The sequence below is a fragment of the Lysobacter sp. KIS68-7 genome, from assembly GCF_021284745.1.
In the GTDB taxonomy this organism is placed as follows: domain Bacteria; phylum Pseudomonadota; class Gammaproteobacteria; order Xanthomonadales; family Xanthomonadaceae; genus Noviluteimonas.
Genome location: NZ_CP089925.1, coordinates 597,243 through 623,053, shown reverse-complemented (window position 1 = coordinate 623,053; position 25,811 = coordinate 597,243). Strand labels below are relative to the sequence as shown.

18 protein-coding genes are annotated in these 25,811 nt (G+C 67.4%); 11 read left to right on the top strand and 7 right to left on the bottom strand.

Annotated elements, in window-relative coordinates; translation table 11 throughout:
* Positions 1 to 7: 7 nt before the first annotated feature.
* Entirely contained in the window at positions 8 to 994 is a 987-nt protein-coding gene (locus LVB87_RS02920; RefSeq protein ID WP_232899422.1) for an alpha-ketoacid dehydrogenase subunit beta, read from the bottom strand.
* Entirely contained in the window at positions 987 to 2,066 is a 1,080-nt protein-coding gene (pdhA, locus tag LVB87_RS02915; protein WP_232899421.1) for a pyruvate dehydrogenase (acetyl-transferring) E1 component subunit alpha, read from the bottom strand. The genes LVB87_RS02920 and pdhA overlap by 8 nt, the downstream gene beginning before the upstream one ends.
* 107 nt (positions 2,067 to 2,173) lie before the next feature.
* Here pdhA and LVB87_RS02910 point away from each other — a divergent pair, with 107 nt between their 5' ends.
* Together LVB87_RS02910 and LVB87_RS02905 are read left to right on the top strand one after the other, a co-directional pair.
* The gene (locus tag LVB87_RS02910) at positions 2,174 to 3,049 is read left to right on the top strand and encodes a tryptophan 2,3-dioxygenase family protein (protein ID WP_232899420.1); all 876 of its coding nucleotides are present in this window, start codon (positions 2,174 to 2,176) and stop codon (positions 3,047 to 3,049) included.
* Positions 3,050 to 3,186: 137 nt separating this feature from the next.
* A complete protein-coding gene (locus tag LVB87_RS02905) occupies positions 3,187 to 4,686 on the top strand; it encodes an oligopeptide:H+ symporter (protein WP_232899419.1) in 1,500 nt (499 codons plus the stop codon).
* 73 nt (positions 4,687 to 4,759) lie between these two features.
* Here LVB87_RS02905 and LVB87_RS02900 read toward each other — a convergent pair whose 3' ends face one another.
* The 5 genes from LVB87_RS02900 to LVB87_RS02880 all read right to left on the bottom strand — a co-directional run bounded on the left by LVB87_RS02900 (position 4,760) and on the right by LVB87_RS02880 (position 12,704).
* Positions 4,760 to 6,163, bottom strand: coding sequence for a M20/M25/M40 family metallo-hydrolase (locus LVB87_RS02900; RefSeq protein ID WP_232899418.1), 1,404 nt, complete (start codon positions 6,161 to 6,163; stop codon positions 4,760 to 4,762).
* A gap of 65 nt (positions 6,164 to 6,228) precedes the next feature.
* Positions 6,229 to 8,742, bottom strand: a complete 2,514-nt coding sequence (locus LVB87_RS02895; protein WP_232899417.1) for a TonB-dependent receptor — start codon at positions 8,740 to 8,742, stop codon at positions 6,229 to 6,231.
* Positions 8,743 to 8,780: 38 nt separating this feature from the next.
* Positions 8,781 to 10,694, bottom strand: a complete 1,914-nt coding sequence (locus LVB87_RS02890) for a tetratricopeptide repeat-containing sulfotransferase family protein (protein WP_232899416.1) — start codon at positions 10,692 to 10,694, stop codon at positions 8,781 to 8,783.
* Positions 10,691 to 11,878: a 3-oxoadipyl-CoA thiolase gene (pcaF, locus tag LVB87_RS02885; protein ID WP_232899415.1), complete on the bottom strand. Its 1,188-nt coding sequence runs from the start codon at positions 11,876 to 11,878 to the stop codon at positions 10,691 to 10,693. Before pcaF ends, LVB87_RS02890 begins: the two co-directional genes overlap by 4 nt.
* Before the next feature lie 10 nt (positions 11,879 to 11,888).
* Positions 11,889 to 12,704, bottom strand: a complete 816-nt coding sequence (locus LVB87_RS02880; protein ID WP_232899414.1) for an IclR family transcriptional regulator C-terminal domain-containing protein — start codon at positions 12,702 to 12,704, stop codon at positions 11,889 to 11,891.
* Positions 12,705 to 12,839: 135 nt separating this feature from the next.
* On the opposite strand from LVB87_RS02880, the gene LVB87_RS02875 reads away from it, so the two are divergent.
* The 9 genes from LVB87_RS02875 (at position 12,840) to LVB87_RS02835 (ending at position 25,810) form a co-directional block, all read left to right on the top strand.
* Positions 12,840 to 14,189 carry an aminotransferase class III-fold pyridoxal phosphate-dependent enzyme gene (locus LVB87_RS02875; protein ID WP_232899413.1) on the top strand — a complete coding sequence of 450 codons (1,350 nt, stop codon included), beginning with the start codon at positions 12,840 to 12,842 and terminating at the stop codon, positions 14,187 to 14,189.
* Entirely contained in the window at positions 14,186 to 15,754 is a 1,569-nt protein-coding gene (locus tag LVB87_RS02870) for an aldehyde dehydrogenase family protein (protein WP_232899412.1), read from the top strand. The genes LVB87_RS02875 and LVB87_RS02870 overlap by 4 nt, the downstream gene beginning before the upstream one ends.
* Before the next feature lie 10 nt (positions 15,755 to 15,764).
* The gene (locus LVB87_RS02865; RefSeq protein ID WP_232899411.1) at positions 15,765 to 16,613 is read left to right on the top strand and encodes a CoA-transferase; all 849 of its coding nucleotides are present in this window, start codon (positions 15,765 to 15,767) and stop codon (positions 16,611 to 16,613) included.
* Positions 16,610 to 17,419 (top strand): CoA-transferase, encoded by an 810-nt coding sequence (locus LVB87_RS02860; RefSeq protein WP_232899410.1) that lies wholly within the window; start codon positions 16,610 to 16,612, stop codon positions 17,417 to 17,419. The genes LVB87_RS02865 and LVB87_RS02860 overlap by 4 nt, the downstream gene beginning before the upstream one ends.
* The gene (locus LVB87_RS02855; protein ID WP_232899409.1) at positions 17,416 to 18,765 is read left to right on the top strand and encodes an acetyl ornithine aminotransferase family protein; all 1,350 of its coding nucleotides are present in this window, start codon (positions 17,416 to 17,418) and stop codon (positions 18,763 to 18,765) included. Before LVB87_RS02860 ends, LVB87_RS02855 begins: the two co-directional genes overlap by 4 nt.
* Positions 18,766 to 18,832: 67 nt before the next feature.
* Entirely contained in the window at positions 18,833 to 21,298 is a 2,466-nt protein-coding gene (locus LVB87_RS02850; protein WP_232899408.1) for a CehA/McbA family metallohydrolase, read from the top strand.
* Positions 21,298 to 23,292: a S9 family peptidase gene (locus LVB87_RS02845; RefSeq protein ID WP_232899407.1), complete on the top strand. Its 1,995-nt coding sequence runs from the start codon at positions 21,298 to 21,300 to the stop codon at positions 23,290 to 23,292. The genes LVB87_RS02850 and LVB87_RS02845 overlap by 1 nt, the downstream gene beginning before the upstream one ends.
* Complete coding sequence (locus LVB87_RS02840) at positions 23,292 to 24,485, top strand: P1 family peptidase (RefSeq protein WP_232899406.1); 1,194 nt, start codon at positions 23,292 to 23,294, stop codon at positions 24,483 to 24,485. The genes LVB87_RS02845 and LVB87_RS02840 overlap by 1 nt, the downstream gene beginning before the upstream one ends.
* Positions 24,482 to 25,810 (top strand): amidohydrolase family protein, encoded by a 1,329-nt coding sequence (locus LVB87_RS02835; RefSeq protein ID WP_232899405.1) that lies wholly within the window; start codon positions 24,482 to 24,484, stop codon positions 25,808 to 25,810. The genes LVB87_RS02840 and LVB87_RS02835 overlap by 4 nt, the downstream gene beginning before the upstream one ends.
* Position 25,811 lies beyond the last annotated feature (1 nt).

The window sequence follows — 25,811 nt, the reverse complement described above, 5'->3', positions numbered from 1 at the left end:
GGCTTCCTCAATGCGCCATCGCGCGCTTGGCAGCGGCGACGATCTTGTCCACGCTCGGCAGGTACTTCATCTCGAGGCGGAACAGCGGGATGTGGGTGTCGTAGCCGGTGACGCGTTCGACGGGCGCGACGAGGTCGAACATCGATTCCTCGGCCAGGCGCGCGGCGATCTCCGCGCCGAAGCCCGCGGTCTTCGGGGCTTCGTGCACGATGACGCAGCGGCCGGTCTTGCTCACCGATTCGGCGATCGTGGCGAAGTCGAGCGGACGCAGCGTGGCGACGTCGATGACTTCGGCGCTGATGCCGTCCTTCGCGAGCGCTTCGGCGGCTTCCAGGCACTCCTTCACCTGCGCGCCCCAGGTCACCAGGGTCACGTCGGTGCCGTCGCGCAGCACGTAACAGACGTCGAGCGGCAGCGCCTCGCCATCGTCCGGCACGAGTTCCTTGTACTGGCGATAGATGCGCTTGGGCTCCATGAAGATGACCGGATCCGGATCGCGGATCGCGGCCAGCAGCAGGCCATAGGCGCGCGCGGGCGAGGACGGCAGCACGACGCGCAGGCCGGGCACGTTGGTGAAGATCGATTCGTTCGCTTCGGAGTGATGCTCCGGTGCGCGGATGCCACCGCCCCACGGCACGCGCAGCACCATCGGGCAGGTGAGGCGGCCGCGCGTGCGGTAACGGAAGCGCGCCGCGTGGCAGATGATGTGGTCGACCATCGGATACACGAAGCCGTCGAACTGCGCTTCGGCGACGGGCTTCATGCCCTGCGAGGCCAGGCCGACGGTGAGGCCGGCGATGGTGGTCTCGTCCAGCGGCGTGTCCAGCACGCGCTGCGAACCGAACGTCGCCTGCAGGCCGGCGGTGGCGCGGAACACGCCGCCGTTGACGCCGACGTCCTCGCCGAGCACGACGACGGTGTCGTCGTTGCGCATTTCATACGCGAGCGCCTGCGTGATCGCTTCGATCAGGGTGATTGCTGCGGGCTCAGCCATGGCCGCGACCCTCCAAAGCGATGGCCGCGTCGCGCTGCGCCTGCAAATCCGGCGGCAGCTCGGCGTAGAGGTAATCGAACATCGCCGTCACCGGCTGCACCTTGCTCTCGAGGTAGGCGTTGATTTCCACGTCGACCAGCTTGGCGCACTCCTCGATCCACGCCGCTTCGGTCGCTTCGTTCCAGGCGCCGGCGGACACGAGGTAATTGCGCAGGCGCATCACCGGTTCGCGGGCCCAGGCCGCCTTCACTTCGTCCTCGCCGCGGTAGCGGCGGGCGTCGTCGGCGGTGGTGTGGTCGTGCAGGCGGTAGGTCATGAACTCGATGCAGCTGCCGCCTTCGCCGTTGCGCGCGCGGGTGATGGCCCGGCGCATGCCTTCGAGCACGGCGATGAGGTCGTTGCCGTCCACCTGCAGGCAATGCAGGCCGCCGGCCAGGCCCTTCTGCGCGAGCGTCTGCGCGCCGGTCTGCGCATTGCGCGGTACCGAGATCGCCCAGCCGTTGTTGATGATGCATTGGATGAAGGGGAGCGTGTACGCGCCGGCGGAGTTGATCGCCGCGTACGTATCCGTCTTCGAAGAACCGCCGTCGCCGCAACAGGTGACGGCCACGCGCTTCTCGCCGCGCAGCTTGAACGCGAGCGCGGCGCCTGCGGCGTGCAGGCACTGCGTGGCGATCGGCACGCACCACGGGTAGTCGTGCTTCGGGCCGGAGAAATCGTTGCCGCGTTCGTCGCCGCCCCAGTACATCAGCACTTCACGCGGTTTGACGCCGCGCATGAACTGCGCGCCGTATTCGCGATAGCTGGGGGCGAAGACGTCGTCGGGCTGCATCGAAGCGCCGATGCCCACGTGCGTGGCCTCGTGGCCCAGGCACGCGGCATAGGTGCCGAGCTTGCCGGTGCGTTGCAGCGCGATGGCCTTCGCATCGAAGGTGCGCACGTACAACATCTGCTTGAACAGCGGCACCAGCGCCGCCGGGTCGCGGAACGCCTGCGGCAGTTCGGCGACGGGTTTACCGTCGGGCCCGAGGTACTGCAGGTACTCGATCTGGAACTGTGCGGCGAGGGTCATGCGGACTTCGATCCCTGGGCGACTCAGAGCCCCGCATGATACCCGCTGCCGCTGCAAGCGGATGACGTGGGGGGCCGGCCGGGGCGTCGGTGCGCTACCCTTTCCGCATGAGCACCGAAGACAACCTGCGCCCGCTCGAAGCGGGCATCCACACCGACCTCGAAGGCCGCATGACCTACGGCGGCTACCTGCAGCTCGGGCGCCTGCTCGATGCGCAGAAGCCCCTGTCGTCGCCGCCGCACCACGACGAAATGCTCTTCATCGTGCAGCACCAGGTCTCGGAGCTGTGGATGAAGCTCCTCATTCACGAACTGAGCGCGGCGCTGGAACACCTGCGCGCCGACCGCCTCGACCCGTGCCAGAAGATCTTCGCGCGCTGCAAGCAGGTGATCCGCCAGCTCACCGAGATGTGGTCGGTGCTGGAGACGCTCACGCCGTCGGAATACATGGAATTCCGCGAAATCCTCGGGCCTTCGTCGGGTTTCCAGTCGCTGCAGTACCGCACCATCGAATTCCTGCTCGGCAACAAGAACGCCTCGATGCTGCGCGTGTTCGCGCACGATCCGCAGGGGCAGGCCGAGCTGCGCAACGTGCTGGAAGCGCCGGCGCTGTACGACGAGGTGCTGCGTTTCCTCGCGCGCCGCGGCCACGCGGTGCCGGCGCACCACCTCGACCGCGACTGGTCGCAGCCGCATGCCTTCTCGCCCGATCTGGTCCCGGTGTTCGAGCGCATCTACGAGAACACGCGCGAGCACTGGGAGGCCTACCACCTGTGCGAGGACCTGGTGGACCTGGAGTCGCAGTTCCAGCTCTGGCGCTTCCGCCACATGCGCACGGTGATGCGCATCATCGGGTTCAAGAAGGGCACGGGCGGGTCGAGCGGCGTGGGGTTCCTCAAGCAGGCGCTGGAACTCACGTTCTTCCCGGAGCTGTTCGAAGTGCGCACCGTCATTGGCCTTCCGCCCGGCGAAAAGCCTTACTGACCCCAATTCAGCTTCCTGCTGCAATGCAGCAAGCCATTGCAGAGGTTTGACGCGCGCGCGGCGGGTCGGTGATGCTCGCCCGGATGTCCTGCCATCCCGGCTAGCGACCGCACGATTCGAACTACAGGGGCCACCGCATGAGTACAGCGGCGACGACGGGCGCACCCGCGCCTATTCCGGAATTCCGACAGGTCCTGGGGCACCCCAGGCCGTTGTGGATGTTGTTCATGACGGAGTTCTGGGAGCGCTTCGCGTTCTACGGCATCCGCTGGGCGCTCACGCTGTACATCGTGCAGCAGTTCTACGGCGGCGCCGGCGAGGGTGAAGCCCCGGCCAGCAAGATCTACGGCGCCTACCTCGCGCTCGTGTACGCCGCGGCGATCTTCGGCGGTTACATCGCCGACCGCATCATCGGTTACCAGCGATCGATCCTGCTCGGCGCGGTCGTCATGTCGGCCGGCTTGTTCATGATCGCGTGGCCCGACCAGACGATCTTCAAGATCGGCCTGGCCACGGTGATCGCGGGCAACGGCCTGTTCAAGCCGAACATCTCCACGATGGTGGGCAAGTTGTACGCGCAGGGCGACGAACGCCGCGACTCGGGCTTCACCCTGTTCTACATGGGCATCAACGCCGGTGCGTTCATCGCGCCGATCCTGACCGGCATCCTCTCCGACATGGTGTTCGGCACTGCCGCGATGCCGCAGTACAAGTCGGTGTTCATCGCCTCGGGCATCGGCATGCTGATCAGCCTGGTGTGGTTCTGGTTCGGCCGCCGCCAGCTCGGTGGCATCGGCCGTCCGCCGGAAGGCGACGGCGGCAAGGGCAAGGTGCTGTGGGTGCTGCTGTTCTGCATCCTCTCCGTGCCGGTGTACTACTTCCTGCTGGCGATCGACGCCAGCAACCTGCAGTACGTGCTGACCGTGATGTTCCTGGCGCTGTGCGGCATGCTGCTGGTCGAAGGCTTCCGCGAAGGCCCCGTGGCCCGTGACCGCGCCATCGCGATGCTGATCATCTTCACCTTCAACATCCTGTTCTGGTGCTTCTTCGAACAGGCCGGCAGCTCCTTCAACTTCCTCGCCGACAAGATCGTCGACCGCGAGATGTTCAACTGGATCTTCCCGGTGGGCTGGTTCCAGTCGGTGAACTCGCTGGCGATCATCACGCTCGCGCCGATCGTGGCCTGGACGTGGATCAAGATGGGCCGCAACAACCCGTCCATCCCGCGCAAGTTCGGCATCGGCATCATCTTCAACGGCCTGGCCTTCCTGCTGCTGATGGCGGCGCTGTCGGGCATGGTGGATGCGGCCGGCAAGATTCCGTTCTGGACGCTGTTCATGGTCTACGTCATCCAGTCGGTGGGTGAGCTGTGCCTGTCGCCGATCGGTCTGTCGATGACCACCAAGCTCGCTCCGGTGCGCCTGGTCGGCTTCGGCATGGGCGGCTGGTTCCTGTCCACGGGCATCGGCAACAACCTGTCGGGCATCTTCGCCAGCCACGCGAGCGGCGAGACGGGCATGACCGTCGCCTCGGCGAACGCGAGCTACACGCAGGGCTTCATCATCCTGATGATCGGTGGCGTGTCGCTGTTCCTGGTGGCTCCGCTGATCCAGAAGCTGATGCACGGCGTGAAGTAACGCAGCGGCAAACGCGCAACAAAAAAACGGCGGCCATTGGCCGCCGTTTTTCTTTTCCGGATCGAAGCGGGGATCAGTGCTTGCCGCCCAGGTCCTTCATCAGCGCGTACCAGTAATCCAGCCCATCGTAGAAGCCCTTCACCGGCACGCGTTCGTTGAGGCCGTGCGCGAAGGAGTCGCTGTCCTTGATGAACATGCCGCCGACGCCGTAGGTCGGGATGCCGGCCGCGCGGAAGTACAGGCCGTCGCTCGCGCCGGACGCCTGGTTCGGCACGACCTGCACGCCCGGGTGGATCTTGTGGATCGCGCGGGTCACCGCTTCCATCACGTCCGGACGCAGCGGCGAGGCGTCGCTCGCGGTCGGATGGTCGGTGGTCGTGACTTCCACGCCGGGGCCGACCTGTTCCTGCAGTGTCTTGCGCACGTCCTCGATCGCCACGCCCGGGAAGATGCGGCAATTGATGTTCGCCACGGCCGACTGCGGCAACGCGTTCTTCGCATGGCCGCCGCGCAGCATCGTCGCCACGCACGTGGTGCGCGTGCGGCCGATCTGCGAGGTGTCGCGCGTGAGGCGTTCGACCGCCGCTTCGTCGCGCGGGTTCTTCGCGAAGTCGCGCATCGCCGCACCGAGTTCGCCCGGCGCGACCTTGCCCTCGGCCGTGAACTCCGCCAGCGTCGTGTCGTTCCACATCGTCGGGAACTTGTAGGCCTGCACCTTCTTCAGCGCATCGGCGAGCTGGTAGATCGCGTTGTCGGGCCGCGGCCAGGAGCTGTGGCCGCCGGGGTTGTGCACGGTGAGCTCGTAGTCGGCGTAGGTCTTCTCGGCCGTCTGGATGCTGTAGGTGCGCGGTTGGCCGGTCTCTTCGAGCGTGCCGCCGCCGCCGTCGTAGTTGAGCGCGTAGTCGGCGTCGAGCAGGTCCTTGTGGTTGTTCACCAGGTCCTGCGTGGTGGCCATCTGCGTTTCCTCGTCGCCCGTGAAGACGATGACGAGGTCGCGCGTGGGCACGAACTTCTCTTTCTTCAGGCGCAGGAAAGTGGACGACAACGTGGCCACGCCATCCTTCACGTCGCTGGTGCCGCGACCGAAGAAGTAGCCGTTCTCTTCGATGAGCGTGAACGGATCGCGCGTCCAGTCCTTCGGATCGGCGGCCACGACGTCCATGTGTGCCATCAGCAGGATGGGTTTTCCGCCCGTGCCGTCGCCGCGATAACGCACGACGAGCGACGCGGTCTCGCCGACCGGCAACAGGTGGATGTCGGCATCGGGAATGCCGGCGTCGCGGAACTGCTGCGCGAGCCACGCCGCCATCACCGGCACCTGGCCGTTGCCTTCGGAGGTCTTGTAGGAAATCAGCTTGCTGTAGATCTCGCGCCCGCGCGCCTGTTCCGGCGTGAGGGTCGTCTTCGCATTGGTGGCGGCGGCGCAGGGCGCGGCGATCGCGAGCGCGATCAGCGCGCTCAACAACGTTCGGGACATGGGGTGGTTCCTTCAGGCTGAAAAAAACCGGCGGCGGCCGAAGCCGCCGCCGGCGATGGTGCGACTCAGAATTCCTGCGAGAAGCGGAGGCCGAACGAACGCGGTGCGCTGTGGACCGTGTACGGCTGGAAGCCGCAAGTGTCCGTGGCGCACTGCGAGAAGCGCGACAGCTGGGCCGCTTCGTTGAACGCATTCTTCAGGAAGAAATCGATCGACCAGTTGCCGCGGCGGATGCCCGCCGCGAAGTCGACCTGCGTGTACGCAGCGAGGTTGCCGTAGGCGTCGAAGTCCTCGCGGATCAACGCCGCACGGCGATCGCCGACATACACCCCGGCACCCTGCACGTAGGACTCGTACTCGCCGATGTCGAACGAGTAGCGCGCCGTCAGGTTGCCCTTGTAGCGCGGCGTCACCGGCAGTCGCGTCCCGACCGGCGCCTGCGGCCCGTCGACGATCTCATCGTCATCCGGATCGTTCGGGTCGTTCGGGTTGACCGTGCCGGCCGGGCACTCCTTCACCGGATTGCCGGCGAGGTCGTTGAAACCGCAGTAAGGCTTCGTGAGCTCCGCCTTGTAGAACGCCATGCCGCCACTGAGCAGCAGGTTGTAGGTCGCCGCCCAGTTCGCATCCATTTCGATGCCGCGGATGCGTGCGTTGCCTGCATTGCGGATCACCGTCAGGCCCGAGCCGCTCGGAGGCAGGAACGAGTATTGGATGTCGTCCCAGTTCTCCTGGAAGATCGCGCCGTTGAAGGCCAGGCGATTGTCCTGCCAGGTCGTCTTCCAACCGAGTTCCCAGTTGGTCAGGTAGTCGGGCAGGTACGGCGGAACGGTGCCGTTGCGGTTCAGGCCGCCGGGACGGTAGCCCTCCGACCAGGTGCCGTACACCAGCTTGTGGTCGTCGAACTTGTAGGTCAGGTTCGCGCGATAGACCGTGTCGCTCTTCTTGACCGTGTTGTCCAGGTTCACACACGGCGCGCCGCGGAACTGCATGTCGTTGAAGCACAGCGCCACGCCGTAGTGGCTGCTGTAGCCATCGCTGTAGCCGAAGAAGCCACGCAGGTTGTTGTCGTAGCTGAAGTGGCGCGCGCCGACGGTACCGGTCCAGTGATCGGTGAAGTCGTACGACATTTCACCGAAGATCGCGTCGTCCTGGTCGCGGCGGCCCTGCTGCGTCAGCCAGATGGTGTCGGTCCAGCCTGCCACTTCCAGGGGCGTGGCCAGGTCGCCGACTGTCAGGTAGCGCTGCAGGATGTCGTGCGTCTGCTTCTGCCAGAACAGGCCGGCGACGAAGCGGAACGGCTGGTCGGCGGGCGATGCGATGCGCAGTTCGTGGCTCGACAGGGTGAAGCGGTCGTCGCCCCAGATGACCTGCGACGGATTGATCAGCGCGCCGGAGTCGTCGTAGAAGTACGCGCCGGACCCGTCCAGCGTGTCGTACCAGAACGAGTAGTCGGAGTAGTCCGCGGCCGAATCGATGTCGCGCTTGAGGTGGGCGTAGGCGTAGGTCAGGTCGAAGTTGCCGATCTTGCCTTCGACCGTCAGCGAGGCCTGCGTCCAGTCGTCGTGCGCGAACTCGGGGTAGTACTTGTTGACCTTGTACCGGCCGAGGTGGTCGTCGCTGGAGAAGTTGCCGTAGGAGTCCTGCTTCTGCGTCATCACGCCGGGCGTGATGGTCCAGTTCTCACCGATGTTGAAGCGCAGCGCGGCGCGGGCGCCACGGGTGAACACGTCGTTGTAGTTGCTTTCCGCCACCGTGCCGACGTTGGTGATGGTGCCATTGCCGCCGGAATCGGCGTTCCAGGACGGGAAGGTGCGCGTGGCGGGGACGTTGTCGACGTAACCGGAGTCCTTCTTGTCCCAGGCGACGACGCGCAGCGCGATGTCCTTGGAGAAGGGAACGTTGACGAAGGCATCCAGGCCCCAGCCCATGTCGCCGCCCGTCATGCCGTTCGCGCCGATCGCATAGCCGGCGGAGAAGCCGGTCGGATCGGGCTTGCGGGTGATGATGCGCAGCGTACCGGCCTGCGAGCTTGCGCCGTACAGCGTGCCCTGCGGGCCGGCGAGTGCTTCGACGCGGTCGATGTCGTACAGGTGCACGTCGAGCACGCCGCCGATGGTCGTCACCGGTTGTTCGTCGAGGTACACGCCCACGCTCGGCTGCGGGCCGGAGTGGTTGCTGTTTTCGCCGCTGGCGACCGCGCGGAAGTACGGCACCGAGCCGCCGCCTTCACCCGTGTCGAACGACAAGGCCGGGATGAAGGGCGCGTAGTCGCTGAAGTCCTGGAGGTCGAGCTCGTTGAGCTTCTGCTGGCCGAGCACCTGGATGCTGATCGGCACCTTCTGGACGTCTTCCGTACGCTTCTGCGCCGTGACGGTGACGGTTTCGAGCACCGCCTGTTTTTGCGCCGGCGCGGTCTGCGTGGTGGTCGCCGGTTGCGTGGACTGTTGTGCCGGATCCTGCTGCGCCGCGGCGTCCTGCGCGAACGCAGTGCCGAAGGCGAGGTAGATCGCGGCCGCGAGTGGCAAACGGGTCAGGTTCGCCCGGTTGCGCTGCGGTGTCTGACGTGAACGATGCATCCAACTCCCTCCCAGATAGTTGAACAAAACGAAGTGGCTCAGAACGGTGCTTCGGGGTATGCCTCCAACACGGGGCCCAGCGCCGCCTTCAGCGGTTCGAGCCAGGGTTCGTAATGGCGCCATTGGTCGACGCCGTCGCGATAGATGGGCCGGCGCACCTGTTCGGAACTCGCGGTGCGCACAGGGCGGTCGTTTTCGTAGAAGCGCAGGCACTGCTCTTCGAACGGCAGGCCGCAGTAGTCGAGCAGGCGGCGCACTTCGGCCTCGGTGTCCTCGACCATGCGCTCGTACACCACGCGATGGACGCGGCCGGGCAGCACGGCGTCGAAGTGCGCCATGAGCTCGACGTAGTCGGCGTAATAGCGGCCGAGGTCGTCGAGCCCGTAGCTGAAGGCCTGCCCGCGGGCGAAGTGCTGCTTGAAGTTCGAGAAGCAGCACGCGAGCGGGTGCCGGCGTGCGTCGATGATCTTCGCGTTGGGCAGCACCAGCTGGATCAGGCCGATGTGCGCAAAGTTGTTCGGCATCTTGTCGATGAAACGCGGCGCACCGGTCTTGCGGTGGATGCGCGTGCGTTCCAGGTAATGCTCGCCGAGCGCGCGCAGCGCGTCGCCGTCGAGCGCGGCGAGCGCGTCGTGGTACGGATGTGCCTGCCCGGCGTCGACCTGGCGGCGCAGGTCGCGCGTCATCGAAATGATCTCGGGCAGTTCCATCGTGCCCTCGACCGCCGAATGGCTCGAGAGGATCTGTTCGATCAGCGTGGAGCCGGCGCGCGGCATGCCGACGATGAAGATCGGATCGGCGGCCTGGCAGCCGCTGCCTGCACGTTCGGCAAAGAACTCGCGCGTGTAGCTGCGCTTGATCTTGCGCACGCGCGAGGTGTTGTCTTCGGGCGTGTACATGAGCTGGCCGCGGCGCAGCGCATTGCCCTTGTCGTAATGCGCGAAGGATTCGGCGAACGCTTCCGTGTCCTCCAGCGCCTTGCCCAGCGCGAAGCCGAGGTGCAGGCGGTGTTCGACGGCGAGCGATTCGTTCGCGAGCTGGCGGCGCATCAGCGCGAGATCGTCCGCTTCGAAGCGGAAGGTCTTCAGGTTCGCCAGGCTCCACCACGCTTCGCCGAAGGACGCATCGAGCGCGATGCAACGACGATAGGCGGCGATCGCGTCGTCCTGGCGTCCGGCGGTCTTGAGCGCGTGCCCGTAACTCATCCAGATCTTCGTCTGGCCCGGATGCTGGCGCAGGATGTCGGCGTAGATCTCGAGCGCGGGCGCGAAGTCGCCGATGCGGCACAGCACCACGGCCTTCAGGTTGCGATAGCCGGGGTTGTTCGGGTCCAGGCGCAGCAGCGTGTCGACTTCCGCCAGCGCTTCGGTCGGCTTGTTGCCGCGGTACAGGACCAGCGCGTAGTGCTGGCGCGCGGCGTGGAAGCCCGGTGCGAGTTCCAGTGCGCGCGCGAGCAGGTGTTCGGCATCTTCGCTGCGGCCCAGGCGCGCGGCGAGTTCGGCGAGCATGCGCATCGCGGCGACGTCGGTGGGCAGGCGCTCCAGGCGCGCGCGCAGCAGCGACTCGGCTTCCGGCAGGCGATTGGCGGCGAGCGCGGCGCCGGCCTGCATGAGGGCGGGGTCGCGATTGGCGCGGGCCACGTAGCGGACGTAGGCGTCATCGGCGCCGGCGGCGTCGCCGGTCGCGGCCAGGTGGTCGGCCAGGGCGAGCCAGGCGCCCGGCTGCGCAGGATCGAGCGAGACCGCGCGCTTGAGCGCCACCAGGGCTTCGTCCGCGCGACCCGTCCGATCCAGGGCAAGCCCGAGCAACAGCGTGGCCGTGGGATGCGCACCGACGACACGCAGGATCTCGTTGGCCTGTTCAGCGGCAAGCGCAGGGTCCGTGCCGAGCAGGCGCGAGGTATGCGCCAGCGCGACATCGAGCGAAGCAGTCGTTTCGGACACCGTGTTCATCGCACGCGCTCCATGGCGAAAGCCACCCCCTGGCCCACGCCGACACACATCGCGACCAGGGCCCGGTCGCGTGCAGCATGCTGTAGATCGTGCATCGCTGTCAGCACCAATCGTGCACCGCTTGCGCCGAGCGGATGCCCGAGGGCCAGCGCGCCGCCGTTCGGATTGACCCGATCGGCGTCGTCGGCCAGCCCCAGGGCGCGCGTGCAGGCCAGCACCTGCGCGGCGAATGCTTCATTGATCTCGATGCGATCGAAGGCCTCCAGGTTGCAATCCAGGCGTTTGAACAATCGCCCGATGGCCGGGACCGGACCGATGCCCATGGTGCGCGGCGGCACGCCGGCGGCCGCCATGCCGAGCACGCGGACACGGGGCACCAGGCCAAAACGTGCCACGGCCTCTTCGGAGGCGAGCAACAGCGCGCAGGCGCCGTCGTTGAGGCCGGAGGCGTTGCCTGCGGTGATCGTGCCGTCAGCGCCGAGCAGGGGCGAGAGCGTGGCGAGCTTGTCCGGCGTGGAGTCGGGGCGCGGTTGTTCGTCGGCGACGCACTTGCCCACGGACATGAGTTCTTCGGCGAGGCGACCGCTGGCGATCGCGCGCGCGGCGCGCTGCTGCGACCGCCATGCGAATGCATCCTGGTCGGCGCGGGCGATGCCGTGTTCGCGCGCGAGGTTTTCCGCGGTCTGCGCCATCGAATCCACGCCGTGCAGCGCCGCCATCGCCGGATTGACGAAGCGCCAGCCCAGCGTGGTGTCCTCGAGTTTCTGCTCGCGCCCGAACGGCACGTCGGCCTTGCCCATCACGTAGGGCGCGCGCGACATGCCTTCCACGCCGCCGGCCAGCACCAGCTCCGCCTCGCCGAGCGCAATCGCGCGCGCCGCCTGGCCCACCGCTTCCAGGCCCGAGGCGCACAGGCGATTCACCGTCACGCCAGGCACCGACACGGGCAGCCCCGCGAGCAACGCCGCCATGCGGGCGACGTTGCGGTTGTCCTCGCCGGATTGGTTGGCGCACCCGAGGATGACCTCGTCGATCTTCTCGGCAAGCCCCGGATGGCGTTCCATCAACTGCCGCAGCGGAAGTGCCGCGAGATCGTCGGTGCGGATCGAAGACAGGCCGCCGCGATAGCGGCCGAACGGCGTGCGCACGCCGTCGCAGAGATAGACCGCGCGCGCCCCCTTCATGCGGCCCGGCTCACGGGCTCACGGCGGGCAGGCGATGCGACGGCATGCAGTGCTCGATGGCGGATGCAGTGAGCTTCAGTTGCGGCAGGACCGTGGCCAGCGCCTCGCGCCCGGCATCCGGGTGGTAGGGCATGCTCACGTTGATCGCCGTGGCGATGCGGCCATCGGCGTTGTGCACCGGCACGGCGACCGAGCACAACCCGAGTTCGAGTTCCTGTTCGACGTAGGCGTACCCCTGTGCGCGCACCTCGTCGACGATGCGACGCAGCCGGCGCGTATCGGTGACGGTATGCGGCGTGTGCGCGATCGGCCGGCAGTCGCCCATCCACTGGTCGAGCGCGGCATTGTCCAGGCCCGACAGCAGCACGCGCCCCATCGAAGCGGAAAACGCCGGCAAGCGTGCGCCGACCCCGAGCGTCACGCTCATGATCCGGCGGCCCGGCACGCGCAGCACGTACACGATCGACTGGCCTTCCAGCACCGCCATCGAACTGCTCTGGTTGACGGTGCGCGCGAGATCTTCCAGCAGGGGCTGGGCGAGGTCGGTGAGGTTGAGCGAGCCGAGGTAGCCGAAGCCGAGCTCGAGCACGCTGGGGCTCAGCACGTATTCGCGGCCGCCGCTGCGCACGTAGCCCAGGTGTTCCAGCGTCATCACCAGCCGACGCGCAGCGGCGCGCGACATTGAGGTGCGTGCGGCGATGTCGGCCAGGCTCAGGCGTGTGTTCTCCGCATCGAACGCACGCAGCACGGACAAGCCGCGGGCCAGGGACTGCACGTAATCGCGGCTGTCCTCGAACGTCGGGTCGTTGCGCACTGCCTTGGCCATGCTGGTCCCTGGCATCCCTGTTTGCGGTGGATTGACGCCGAGGGTAAGGGCTCCATAGAGTGGTGCGCAATACGCACAGTGAGTGCGCATAGCGCACAAATGCCCACGTAGTCGCCATACGAGGTGTTCCGGTCGATGACCATCAACGAACGCGCGTCGGTGCTGCATAGCTGGTCGGTCCAGGCCGACTGGAATGCGCCGACCGTGGTCGGCGGCCAGGGCGCCCGGCTGCACCTGGCCGATGGGCGCTCGATCCTGGACATGAGCAGCTTGGCCGAGTGCAGCAACCTCGGGCACCAGCATCCGCGCCTGGTCGCGGCGATCCGCGAACAGGCCGAGCGCCTGTGCTTCGTCAGCAATGCCTGGGGCGCGAAACCGCGGGCCGAACTTGCCGCGATGCTGCTCGAACGTTCGGGCTTCGAAGGCGGCCGCGTGTTCTTCACGCTCGGCGGCGCCGATGCCAACGAGAACGCCGTCAAGATCGCGCGCCAGGCCTCGCGCAGGCCGCGCGGCACGGTGCTCGCACGCGATCGCTCGTACCACGGGGCGACGCATCTGGCGATGGCGTTGTCGGGGGATTCGCGCACGCAGGCGCAGGTCGATGCCAGTGCCTTCGGCGTGCAGCACGTGCCGCCGCCGTATGCGTACCGCTGCCCGTTCGGCACGCGCGATGCGGACGAATGCGGCCATCGCGCGGCGCAGGCCGTCGCCGATCGCATCGACATCCTCGGCGCCGACACGGTCGCCGCGGTGCTCATGGAACCCAATGCGGGCACCAATGGCATCGTCGCGCCGGACACGTACTGGCCTGCGTTGCGTCGTGCCACGGCGGAGCGCGGCGTGTATCTGATTGCCGATGAAGTGATGAGCGCCTTCGGTCGTTGCGGCGAGTGGTTCGCCTGGCAACGCCATGGCGAGGCCGGGCGTCCGGACATGATGACGCTGGCGAAAGGCCTGACCGGTGCGGCATTGCCGCTCGGCGCCGTGGTGCTGAGCCGCGATGTCGCCGCGCGCATCGAACACGAAATGCTCTACACGGGCCTGACGTATTGCGGGCATCCGCTCGCCTGCGCGGCCGGTGTCGCCGCGATGCAGGCCTACGCCGACGAAGGTTTGATCGAACGCTCGCGTTCGCGCGGCGCGGACCTGCTCACCGCCGTGCAGCGCCTGCAATCCAAACACCCGGTGATCGGCGACGTGCGCGGCGGCCACGGCCTGTTCGCGGTCATCGAACTGGTCACCGACCGCGCCACGCGCGCACCGCTGGCCCCGTGGCCGCAGACGCCGCCTGCGCTCAAGGCGCTGGTGGACGAAGCGATGGCCGCGGGCGTGTCCTTCGCCACGCGCGGCAACCTGATCCTGCTGGCGCCGCCCCTGGTCATCGAAGACGCCGAACTCGCCGATGCGATCGCGCTGCTCGACCGCCTGCTGGCGCGCCACTTCACCCCATCCCCCGAAACACGTTCCGCAGAGGCGCCGACATGAGCTTTCGCCTGACTTACGCCACGATGTTCAACCCGCCGGCGGAAATGCACGTGCAGTTCGAGGCGGCCCTGGCCAGGCTCGAAGCCATGTTCGGCCAGCGCCATCCGTTGTTCGTGGGCGGCGCGGATCGCCAGCCCGCTGCCTGGGCGACCAAGCACAGCCCCATCGACACGAACGTGGCACTCGGCGAATTCCCGCTGGCTGATGCCGGCGACGTGGATGCCGCGATGCGCGCCGCAAACGCGGCGTATCCCGCATGGCGCGCGCTGCCCGTCGCCGAACGCGCCGCATTGCTGCGCAAAGCCGGCGACCTCATGCAGCAGCGCGTGTACGACATCGCCGCGGCGCTCACGCTGGAAGTCGGCAAGAACCGCATGGAGGCGCTGGGCGAAGCGCAGGAAACCGTCGACTTCTTCCATCACTACGCCGACGACTTCGAAAAGCATTCCGGCTTCGACCATCCGCTGCCCGACGATCCGATCGAAGGCGTGGCCTCGCACAATCGCAGCGTCATGCGCCCCTATGGCGCGTGGGTCGTGATCGCGCCGTTCAACTTTCCGTTCGCGCTCGCCGGCGGTCCCGTCGCAGCGGCGCTGGTCACGGGCAACACGGTGGTCTTCAAGTCGGCGACCGATACGCCGTGGTCCGGGCGCCTGCTGGCCGAAGTGCTGCGCGATGCGGGCTTCCCGGTCGGGACCTTCAATTACCTGTCGGGCGCCGGCAGCGAAGCCGGCGAAGCGCTGGCCAAGCATCCGCTGACGGCCGGCATCACCTTCACCGGATCGGTGCCGGTCGGCCGCCAGTTGCTGCAGAAGATGGCGGGCGGTGCGTATCCGCGCCCGTGCATCGCCGAGATGGGCGGCAAGAATCCCTGCATCGTCACCGAACACGCCGACCTGGATCGCGCCGCCGCCGGCATCGCGCGTTCGGCCTTCGGCATGGGCGGGCAGAAATGTTCGGCGCTTTCCCGCCTGTACGTGCATGAAAAGGTCGCCGACGCGCTCATCGAAAAACTCACGGCGCAGATCGACGCGATCAACATCGGCGATGCGCGCAAGCGCGAGCACTGGCTGGGCCCGGTGGTCAACGCCTCCGCGTATGCCAACTACGCGCGCTTCGTGCTCGACCTCGAAGCCGGCGGCGCGAAGCTGTTGCGCGGCGGCAAGCAACTGCGCAATGCCGATGCCGCGCGCGGGTACTACGTCGAGCCGGTCCTTGCGGAGGCCGATCTTGCGCATCCGCTGTGGAAGCAGGAGATGTTCCTGCCCATCGTGATGCTGCATCGCTACCGCGATCGCGACGACGCGATGCGCCTGGCCAACGACACCGACATGGGCCTGACCGCCGGCTTCTACGGCGACGCAGGCGAAGTGCCGTGGTTCCAGGACCACATCGAAGCGGGCGTGACCTACGCCAATCGCCCGCAGGGCGCGACCACGGGCGCATGGCCCGGCTACCAACCCTTCGGTGGATGGAAGGGATCGGGTTCGACGGGCAAGGCGATCGCCTCGTTCTACTACCTGCAGCAATACCTGCGCGAGCAGTCGCGCACCGTGGTGGAGTGAGCGCGCAACGATGCCTGTGACCTCGCTCCGCGAAGCGATCCAGACCCATGTCGCCGACGGCGCCAGCGTGGCGCTGGAAGGCTTCACGCACCTGATTCCATTCGCGGCCGGCCATGAGCTGATCCGCCAGGGCAAGCGCGACCTGCACCTGATCCGCATGACGCCGGACCTGATCTACGACCAGCTGATCGGCATGGGCTGCGCGCGCAAGCTGACGTTCTCGTGGGGGGGCAATCCGGGCGTGGGGTCGCTGCATCGCTTGCGCGATGCGGTGGAGCACGCGTGGCCGCGTCCGCTGGAACTGGACGAACACAGCCACGCCGGCATGGCCGCGGCCTTCTGCGCGGGCGCGGCGCACCTGCCGTTCGGCACGCTGCGCGGGTATCTGGACAACGACCTGGACCACGTCAATCCACGCATCCGCCGCGTCGAATGTCCCTTCACCGGCGAGCGCCTGGCCGCGGTGCCCGCGTTGAATCCCGATGTCACGATCCTGCACGCGCAACGCGCGGACCGCGCGGGCAACGTCGCGCTGCACGGCATCGTCGGTGCATTGCGCGAAGCTGCGATGGCGGCCTCGCGCGTGATCGTCACCGTCGAAGAAATCGTCGACACGCTGTCGCCGGCGATGAACGCGATCGTGCTGCCGCACTTCATCGTCAGCGCGGTGGTGCATTGCCCGGGTGGCGCCTACCCCTCGTATGCGCATGGCTTCTACGGACGCGACAACGCCTTCTACCAACAGTGGGATGCGATCGCCCGCAATCGCGAAGTGTTCCAGGCATGGATGCAACGCCACGTGCTGGAGACCGCCGACCACGCGGGCTTCCTCGCGAGCCTGGAGAAGAGGGCCGCATGATGCAGGCGACCCGCGATGAATGGATGACCGTCGCTGCCGCGCGCATGTTGCGCGACCGCTGCGTGTGCTTCGTCGGCATCGGCCTGCCGAGTGCGGCGTGCAACCTGGCGCGGCTCACGCATGCGCCGGACATCGTGCTGATCTACGAATCCGGCACGATCGGCACGCGCCCGGACGTGCTGCCCTTGTCGATCGGCGACGGCGAACTGGCCGAGACCGCTGCGTTCGTCGTGCCCTTGCCGGAAGTGTTCTCGCATTACCTGCAGGGCGGGCGCGTGGATGTCGGCTTCCTCGGTGCCGCGCAGGTCGATCGTTTCGGCAACTTGAACAGCACCGTGATCGGCCCCTACGTGCATCCGGCGACGCGCCTGCCCGGCGCAGGCGGTGCGCCCGAGATCGCCGCGCACGCCCGCGAGACCTTCGTGATGGCGAAGGCCACGCCGCGCAGCTTCGTCGAGCAACTCGACTTCTGCACGAGCGCCGGCTTCGGCACCGGCGGTGGCGCGCGCGCGCGCACGAATGCGCGGGGCGGCGGCCCGCGTGCGGTGATCACCGATTTCGGCATCCTCGCGCCGCGGCCGAAAACCGACGAGCTGCAACTCACTGCGCTGTTCGCCGATGCCACCGTCGAAGAAGCGCGCGCCGCGGTCGGCTGGCCGCTGGCCGTCGCCGACGTCATCGACACGCTGGCGCCGCCGACCGACCACGAACTCAACACGCTGCGCGCGCTGCATGCCCGCACGCGCGCGGCGCATGCACAACCCGTCGTCCTGCCGGCCGGCGCAAAGACGAGAGTGACCCCATGACCCGCATGTCCCCCGCCATGTCCAATCCGCACATCCGCACCGAACTCCCTGGCCCGAACGCGCGCGCGCTGATCGCACGCGACGCGGAAGTGATTTCGCCGTCGTATCCGCGCGACTATCCCTTCGTGATGTCGCATGGCCGCGGCACCGAAGTGTGGGATGTCGACGGCAATCGCTTCCTCGATTTCGCTGCCGGCATCGCGGTGTGCAGCACCGGCCACGCGCATCCGCAGGTCGTCGCGGCGGTGAAGGACGCCGCGGACAAATTCCTGCACATCTCCAGCGATTACTGGCACGAGCAGATGGTCGGCCTCGGCGAACGCCTCGCGCGCATCGCGCCGATGGGCGAGCCGGCGATGAGTTTCCTGTGCCAGTCGGGCACCGAAGCGGTGGAAGCGGCGATCAAGCTCGCGCGCTACGTCACCGGGCGCTCGCGCTTCATCGGCTTCCTCGGCGGCTTCCACGGGCGCACGATGGGCTCGCTCGCGTTCACGTCCAGCAAGTACACGCAGCAGAAGGGCTTCTTCGCCACGATGCCCGGCGTGACGCACGTGCCGTACCCGAATCCGTATCGCCCGATCTTCGCCGGCGACGACCAGGGCGCCGCGGTGCTGGATTACATCCGCATGCTGTTCGAACGCTCGGTGCCGCCGTCGGAAGTCGCGGCGATCCTGGTCGAGCCGATGCAAGGCGAGGGCGGTTACATCGTGCCGCCGGACGGCTTCCTCGCCGGCCTGCGCGCGCTGTGCGACGAGCACGGCATCCTGCTGATCTTCGACGAAGTGCAGTCCGGCGTCGGCCGCACGGGTCGCATGTTCGCGAGCCAGCACTGGGGTGTGTCCCCGGACATCATGACGCTCGCGAAGGGCATGGGCTCGGGCCTGCCGATCGGTGCGATGGTCGCGAAGAGGCGTTTGATCTCGCAGTGGAAGCGCGGCGCGCACGGCAACACGTACGGCGGCAATCCGATCACCTGCGCCGCGGCCAACGCGACGATCGACCTGGTGGAAGGCGGCATGGTCGGCAACGCCGCCACGGTCGGTGCGCACTTCCTGGCGGGCTTGCAGGAACTGCAGCGCGACTTCCCGTGCATCGGCGAGGTGCGCGGCAAGGGCCTGATGATCGGCATGGAACTCGTGGAAAGCGATGCGGCCCACACGCCGGCCCGCGCGCTGTGCGACGACGTGATCACCCGCGCCTTCCACAACGGACTGCTGCTGCTCTCCTGCGGTGCGAGCACGGTGCGCTTCATGCCGCCGCTCAACGTCACGCGCGAGGAGATCGACGAGGCGCTCGCGCTCTTGCGAACGAGCCTCGCCGAAGCGCTCGACGGCCGCAGGGCCTGACGGGATGCGCACTGGGGGGATGCGCATCCGGAGAGCGACGGTCGTTGTCGCTCTGCTGGCATCGGCCGTGGCCGCGGCCAGTGGCCGCGAGCCCGTGCTCAAGCAGATCAAGCTGCCGCACGACTATTACTGGCGCGAGTTGTACCTGCCGCAGCTGACCACGGGACCGTCGTCGGCGAGCTTCCTGCCGGACAGCAACACGCTCGTGTACAGCATGGCCGGATCGCTGTGGCGCCAGCGCATCGGCGACGACGAGGCGGTCGAACTGACGCATGCCAGCGGTGCGTACGACTACCAGCCCGACGTCGCGCGCGATGGCCGCAGCGTGGTGTTCTCGCGCTACGACGGCAAGGGAACGGAGCTGTGGCAACTCGACCTCGCCAGCGGCCGCGCGCATGCGCTGACGCAGGGCAACGCGGTCAACGTCGAGCCGCGCCTGTCGCCCGATGGCAAGCGCATCGCCTGGGTGTCCACCGAAGGCACGGGTCACTTCAACCTGTTCATTGCGGACATCGGCGAAGACGGCCTGCACAACCCGCACCCGCTGCTCGGCGAACGCCGCACCACGCTGGATCGGTATTACTACTCGCCGTTCGACCACGCCATCAATCCGTCGTGGTCGCCGGATGGCCGCTCGCTGCTGTACGTGTCCAATCCGGAAATCGGCTGGGGCACGGGCGATCTGTTCGTCGTGCCGGTCGATGCGCCGGACCAGCGACGCAAGCTGCTGTCCGAGGAAACGAGTTGGGATGCGCGACCGGAGTTCGCGCCCGACGGCAAGCGCGTGTTGTTCGCCAGCTACCACGGGCGCCAGACGCACCAGTTGTGGCTGACGAACGTGCAAGGCGCCGCGCCGCTGCCGCTCACCTTCGGCGACAGCGAACGCCGCAATGCGCGCTGGTCGCCCGACGGCAAGCGCATCGCCTACATCGGTAACGCAGGGGCGGACGGCAATACAGAGCTCGTCGTGATGGAGCCGCTCGGCGGCGCGAGCCGCGTCATCGAAGCAAAGCGCCGGCGCACGCTGGCGCCGACCGCGCGCCTCACGCTCGATATCAAGGACGAGGCCGGCCAACGCGTGCCGGCGCGCGTCTCCGTGATGGGCAGCGACGCACGCGCGCATGCGCCCGACGCGGCGTGGATGCATGCCGATGATGGCTTCGACCGCGACAAACTCGCGACCGAAGTGCACTACTTCCACTGCGCCTCGCCCTGCACGCTCGACGTGCCCGCGGGCGCCACTGACGTCACCGTGCAGCACGGCTTCGCACACGCGATCTGGAAGCAGCACGTCACCCTTGCCGCAGGACGCGAAACGCCGCTGCAGGTCGCGCTCGTCGCGCAACCCTTGCCGCGCGATTTCGGCCACTGGGTCAGCGCCGACCTGCACGTGCACATGAACTACGGCGGGCACTACCGCAACACGCCGACGCACCTGGCGTGGCAGGCGCAGGCCGAAGACCTGGACCTGGTCGAGAACCTGATCGTCAACAAGGAAGAACGCATCCCTGACATCGCGTACTTCGGCCAGCCAACTGCAGACACGCGGCCGCGCATCGCGCACGCGCAGGAATTCCACACCAGCTTCTGGGGCCACCTCGGCCTGCTGCACCTGCAGGACCACTACATCACGCCGGACTTCGCCGCCTACCGCCACACGGCGATGGCGAGCCCGTTCCCGCACAACGGCACGATCGCCGACCTCGCGCACGCGCAGGGCGGCGTGGTCGGTTACGTGCATCCGTTCGACACCGTGCCCGATCCCGCGAAGGATCCGGTGATCACCCACGGACTGCCGGCGGATGTCGCGCACGGCAAGGTGGATTACATCGAAGTGCTCGGGTTCTCCGACCACAAGTCGACGGCGACCGTCTGGTATCGCCTGTTGAACCTCGGCTTCCACCTGCCCGCCGGCGCAGGTTCGGACACGATGGCGAACTACGCATCGCTGCGCGGTCCGGTGGGGCTGGTGCGTGTGTTCCTCGACACGGACGGCAAGCTCGACGACGACCACGTGCTCGCGGCGCTGAAGGCCGGCCACGGGTTTGCCAGCAATGGACCGCTGCTGGGTTTGCTGCTCGATGGCCATAAGCCAGGCGAATCGATCGCGGCGGGGCGCAAGGTGCCGTATCGCGTGGCGCTGCGTTCACCGGTGTCGGTGGATCACCTGGAGCTCGTGTCCAACGGCGAGGTCGTGCAGCGCTTCGATCTCACCGGCGATCGCACGCACTTCGACGCGCAAGGCGAAATCGAACTGCCACGCGGCGGCTGGCTGTTGCTGCGCGCATGGAACGACATCGCCGATCCGGCCGTGCTCGACCTGTATCCGTACGCGACCACCAATCCGGTGTGGCTGCAGGGCACCGCGCCCGACGCGCGCGCCGATGCGACGTACTTCGTCGCGTGGCTCGATCGCGTGATCGAAGCCGCCTCCGCCCGCGACGATTACAACGACGCCGCCGAGAAGGACGCGACACTTGCGTACCTGCGCGAGGCGCAGGACAAGTTCCGCAAGATGGCCGGAGAACATTGATGCGTGCATGGGGCTTGCTCGTCGGCTTGCTGGCCTGGTCCGCGCACGCGGCGGACGCACCCACGCGCTTCGGCGCCGACGACCTCGCGCGCCTGGTGGATCTCACCGAGCCCGCGTTCTCGCCGGACGGCCGCACGATCGTGTACACGGCCACGTCCGCGAACCTGCCCGACGACCAGAGCCAGTCCGACCTGTGGCGCGTCGATTACGACGGAAGCCATCGCGTCCGTCTGACGAAGACGCCGAAGTTCGACGAATCGCGCCCGCAGTGGTCGCCCGATGGCAAGTCGATCGCGTTCCTGTCCGATCGCGGCGGCGAAGACGCGACGACGCAGGTGTGGCTGATGCCCGCCGGTGGCGGGGAGCCGAAGCGGCTCACGAAGTTCGGCGAGAGCATCGCCGACTTCGTGTGGTCGCCGGACGGCAAGCGCCTGGCCTTCATCGCGCGCGATCCGGAGCGGCCCTTCGGTGCGAAGAAGCCGAAGCAGCCGCCGCCGATCGTCACCGAGCGTTACCAGTTCCGCGAAGACGGCGTGGGTTACCTGGACCAGCGTCGCAATCATCTCTACGTCTTCGACATCGCCACCGGCAAGACCGACGTGCTCACGCCCGGTGCGCACGACGAGCAACTGCCCGCGTGGTCGCCGGACGGCAAGCTGCTCGCCTACGTGACCAAGCGCGGCGTCGATCCCGATCGTCACCTCAACTACGACATTTACGTCGTCGAGCCCAAGGCCGGCGCAAAGGAACGGCAGCTCACCACGTTCACCGGCTCCGACCTCGACCCGTACTGGGAAACCCGCCCGACCTGGAGTCCCGACAGCAAGCAGATCGCCTACCTGCGCAGCGGTGAGGACAAGTGGATCTACTACGCGCCGTGGCAGCTGGCCATCGTCGATCTCGCGACGGGGCAGGAACGCATTCCCGCGCCGATCGACCGTTGCTTCACCAAGCCGCGCTGGTCGCCGGACGGCAAGAGCGTGTACGCGCTGGTCGAACAGAACTTCGTGACCTTGCTCTCGCGCATCGATCTCGCCGACGGCAAGGTCACCGCGGTGACGAGCGGGCAGCGCTTCGATTACGACCTCGACGTGTCGCACGACGGCCGCATCGTGGTCCTCGGTGGCGATGACCTGCACCCGTACAGCATTTCGGCCGTCGAACCTTCGGGCCTGCGCACGCTCGCCGACCACAACGAAATCCTGGCGAAGCGCACGCTCGCCCCATACGAGCATTTCACGTATCGCAACGGCGACGTCGAACTCGACGGCCTCATCGTCAAGCCGATCGGCTACGTCGAAGGCCGCCGCTATCCCACCATCGTGCGGCTGCACGGCGGCCCGGTGTACCAGTTCTCCCGCGAGTTCATGCCCGACTGGCAGGTCTATGCGGCGAATGGTTTCGTCGTCGTCGCGCTCAATCCGCGCGGCAGTTCGGGGCGCGGATTCGATTTCGCGAAGGCGATCTATGCCGACTGGGGCAACGTCGACGCGCGCGATGTGCTGGCCGGCGTGGACCACGTCGTCGGGATGGGCATCGCCGATCCGGACCACCTCGGCATCGGCGGGTGGAGCTACGGCGCGATCCTCACCAATGCGGTGATCGCCACCGACACGCGCTTCAAGGCGGCGATCAGCGGCGCGGGCGCCTCCAACATGTACGGCATGTACGGGCACGACCAGTACATCCGCGAATACGAGCTCGAGCTCGGGACGCCCTGGGGCAACCGCGATCAGTACGATCGCGCCAGCTTCCCCTTCCTGCATTCCGATCGCATCACCACGCCCACGCTGTTCCAGTGCGGCGAAGCCGATGCCAACGTCCCCTGCCTGGGCGCCGAGCAGATGTACCAGGCCTTGCGCTCGCGCAACGTGCCGACGCAGCTGGTCGTCTATCCGGGCGAAAGCCACGGCCTCACCGTGCCGAGCTACCTGAAAGACCGCATGATGCGGAACCTCGCTTGGTATTCGCGATTCCTGAAGGGAGCCCAGTGATGCACATGCGCCTGCGCGTCCTCACGCTGGCCATCGCCGTTGCGGCGAGCATGTCCGCGTTCGCCGCCGAACGCGCGCGCGCACTCGGCGTTCCCTTCGAAGGCACGCCCGGCACGCGCAATGCGATCACGGATGTCGCGGGCGTCACGGTCGGGCAGGTCACGCTCATCGAGGATCTCGCCGACGGGCACAAGGTGCGCACCGGCGTCACCGCGATCCTGCCGCGCGGCCATGGCAGCTTCGACACGCCGGTCTTCGGCGGCTGGTTCGCGCTCAACGGCAACGGCGAGATGACCGGCACCGCATGGCTGGAGGAGTCCGGGCAGCTCGAAGGCCCGGTGATGCTGACCAACACGCACAGCGTCGGCGTGGTGCGCGATGCCGTGATCGCCGAGCGCGTGAAAGCCGGCGGTGCGGATGCGAGCGGCTACTGGTGGTCGCTGCCCGTGGTCGCGGAAACCTGGGACGGGCACCTCAACGACATCAACGGCTTCCACGTGAAGCCCGAACACGTCGCGCAGGCCCTGCGCGAGGCGAACGATGGCGACGTGGCGGAAGGCAACGTCGGCGGCGGCACCGGCATGATCTGCCACGAGTTCAAGTGCGGCATCGGCACGGCCTCGCGCCGCATCCCGTCCGAAGACGGCAAGTCGACTTACACCGTCGGCGTGCTCGTGCAGGCCAATTACGGCGTGCGCGACACGCTGCGCATTGCCGGCGTGCCGGTCGGCCAGAAACTGCGCGCGGATCGCGTGTACACCGATCCGGCGCTCGCGAGCGCGGGCCACGCGCTTCCAGGCGGCGACACGGGCTCCATCATCATTGTCGTCGCCACCGACGCGCCGTTGCTGCCGCACCAGCTCAAGCGCATCGCCAAGCGCGCGGGCATGGGGCTGGCGCGCATGGGCAGCTACGCGGGCAACGGTTCGGGTGACATCTTCGTTGCGTTCTCGACCGCCAATACCGCGGCGGCCGCGGGCGCCGACATCAACCAGGCCCAATTCATCGGGAACGATCACCTCGATGGCCTGTTCGAAGGCACCGTGCAGGCAACGGAGGAAGCCATCGTCAACGCGATGGTCGCCGCCCGCGACATGCGCGGCGAAGGTGGGCATTACGCCAAGGCGATCCCGCACGATGCGCTGGTGCGCCTCCTCAAGCAGTACGGCCGTTACTCTCCAGGGAAAAAATGAATACCAGACTGCTGTCCACGCTCGCGCTGGCCATCGCGGCCACGCTGTCCACCAGCGCCTTCGCCGCGCAACCGATCGTCATCCACGCCGGCCGCATGGTCGATGTCGACAAGGGCGAGGTGCTGACTGATCGCGCCATCCGCATCGAAGACGGGAAGTTCGTCAGCGTGACGCCGTGGTCCGACGCCGCCGGCCGCGACGCAAAGGTCATCGACTGGACGAAGTACACGGTCCTGCCCGGCCTGATGGACATGCACACGCACATCGCCGACGAGATCCAGACCAAGGATCCAAGTCTTCCCCTGAAAAGCACGCCGGTGCGCGATGCCTTCATCGGCGCGAAGAACGCGTGGGACACGGTGCGCGCGGGCTTCACCACCGTGCGCGATGTCGGCGTGTACCGCGGCTTCGCGGACGTGGCGTTGCGCGATGCGATCAAGGCCGGGGACATCCCCGGGCCGCGCATGTTCGTGGCGGGCGCCTACATAACGCGTACCGGAGGCGGCGGCGAAGTCACCGGCTTGCCGAAGGGCACCGTGGTGCCGGACGAGTTCCGCCGCGGCGTGGCCGACAACGCGGACCAGGTGCGCACGAAGGTGAACTATCTCTTCGACCACGGCGCCGACTTCATCAAGGTCATCGCCACGGGCGCAGTGCTCACCGCCGGCACCGAACCGGGCACGCCGGAATACACCGAGGACGAGATCCGCGCCGCCGTGGAAGAGGCTGCGCGCCACGGCAGCTTCGTCGCCGCGCATGCGCATGGCGCGGAAGGCATCAAGAACGCCGTGCGCGCGGGCGTTCGCTCGATCGAACACGGCTCGCTGATCGACGACGAAGGCATCGCGCTGATGAAGCAGCACGGCACCTGGCTCGTCGCCGACATCTACAACGGCGACTACATCGACACCGTGGGACGCGCGCAGGGCTGGTCCGAAGAAACGCTGCGCAAGAACATCGAAACCACCCAGACCCAGCGCGACGGCTTCCGCAAGGCCGTGGCCGCGGGCGTCAACATCGCCTACGGCACCGACAGCGGCGTGTATCCCCACGGCGACAACGGCCGCCAGTTCGCCTACATGGTTCGCTACGGCATGACGCCCATGCAGGCCATCCAGTCGGCGACGATCAACGGGGCGCGGCTGCTCGGGCGCGAAAAAGAGCTGGGTTCCATCGCGCCGGGCAAGGCGGCGGACGTGATCGCAGTCACGGGTGATCCGCTTTCCAACATCGAGACCCTGCGCTTCGTGCAGGCCGTGATCCAGAATGGCAAGCGGGTCTGCGACGGCCCGGATGAATGCGGTCCGCCGCAACAGGGGCAGTAAG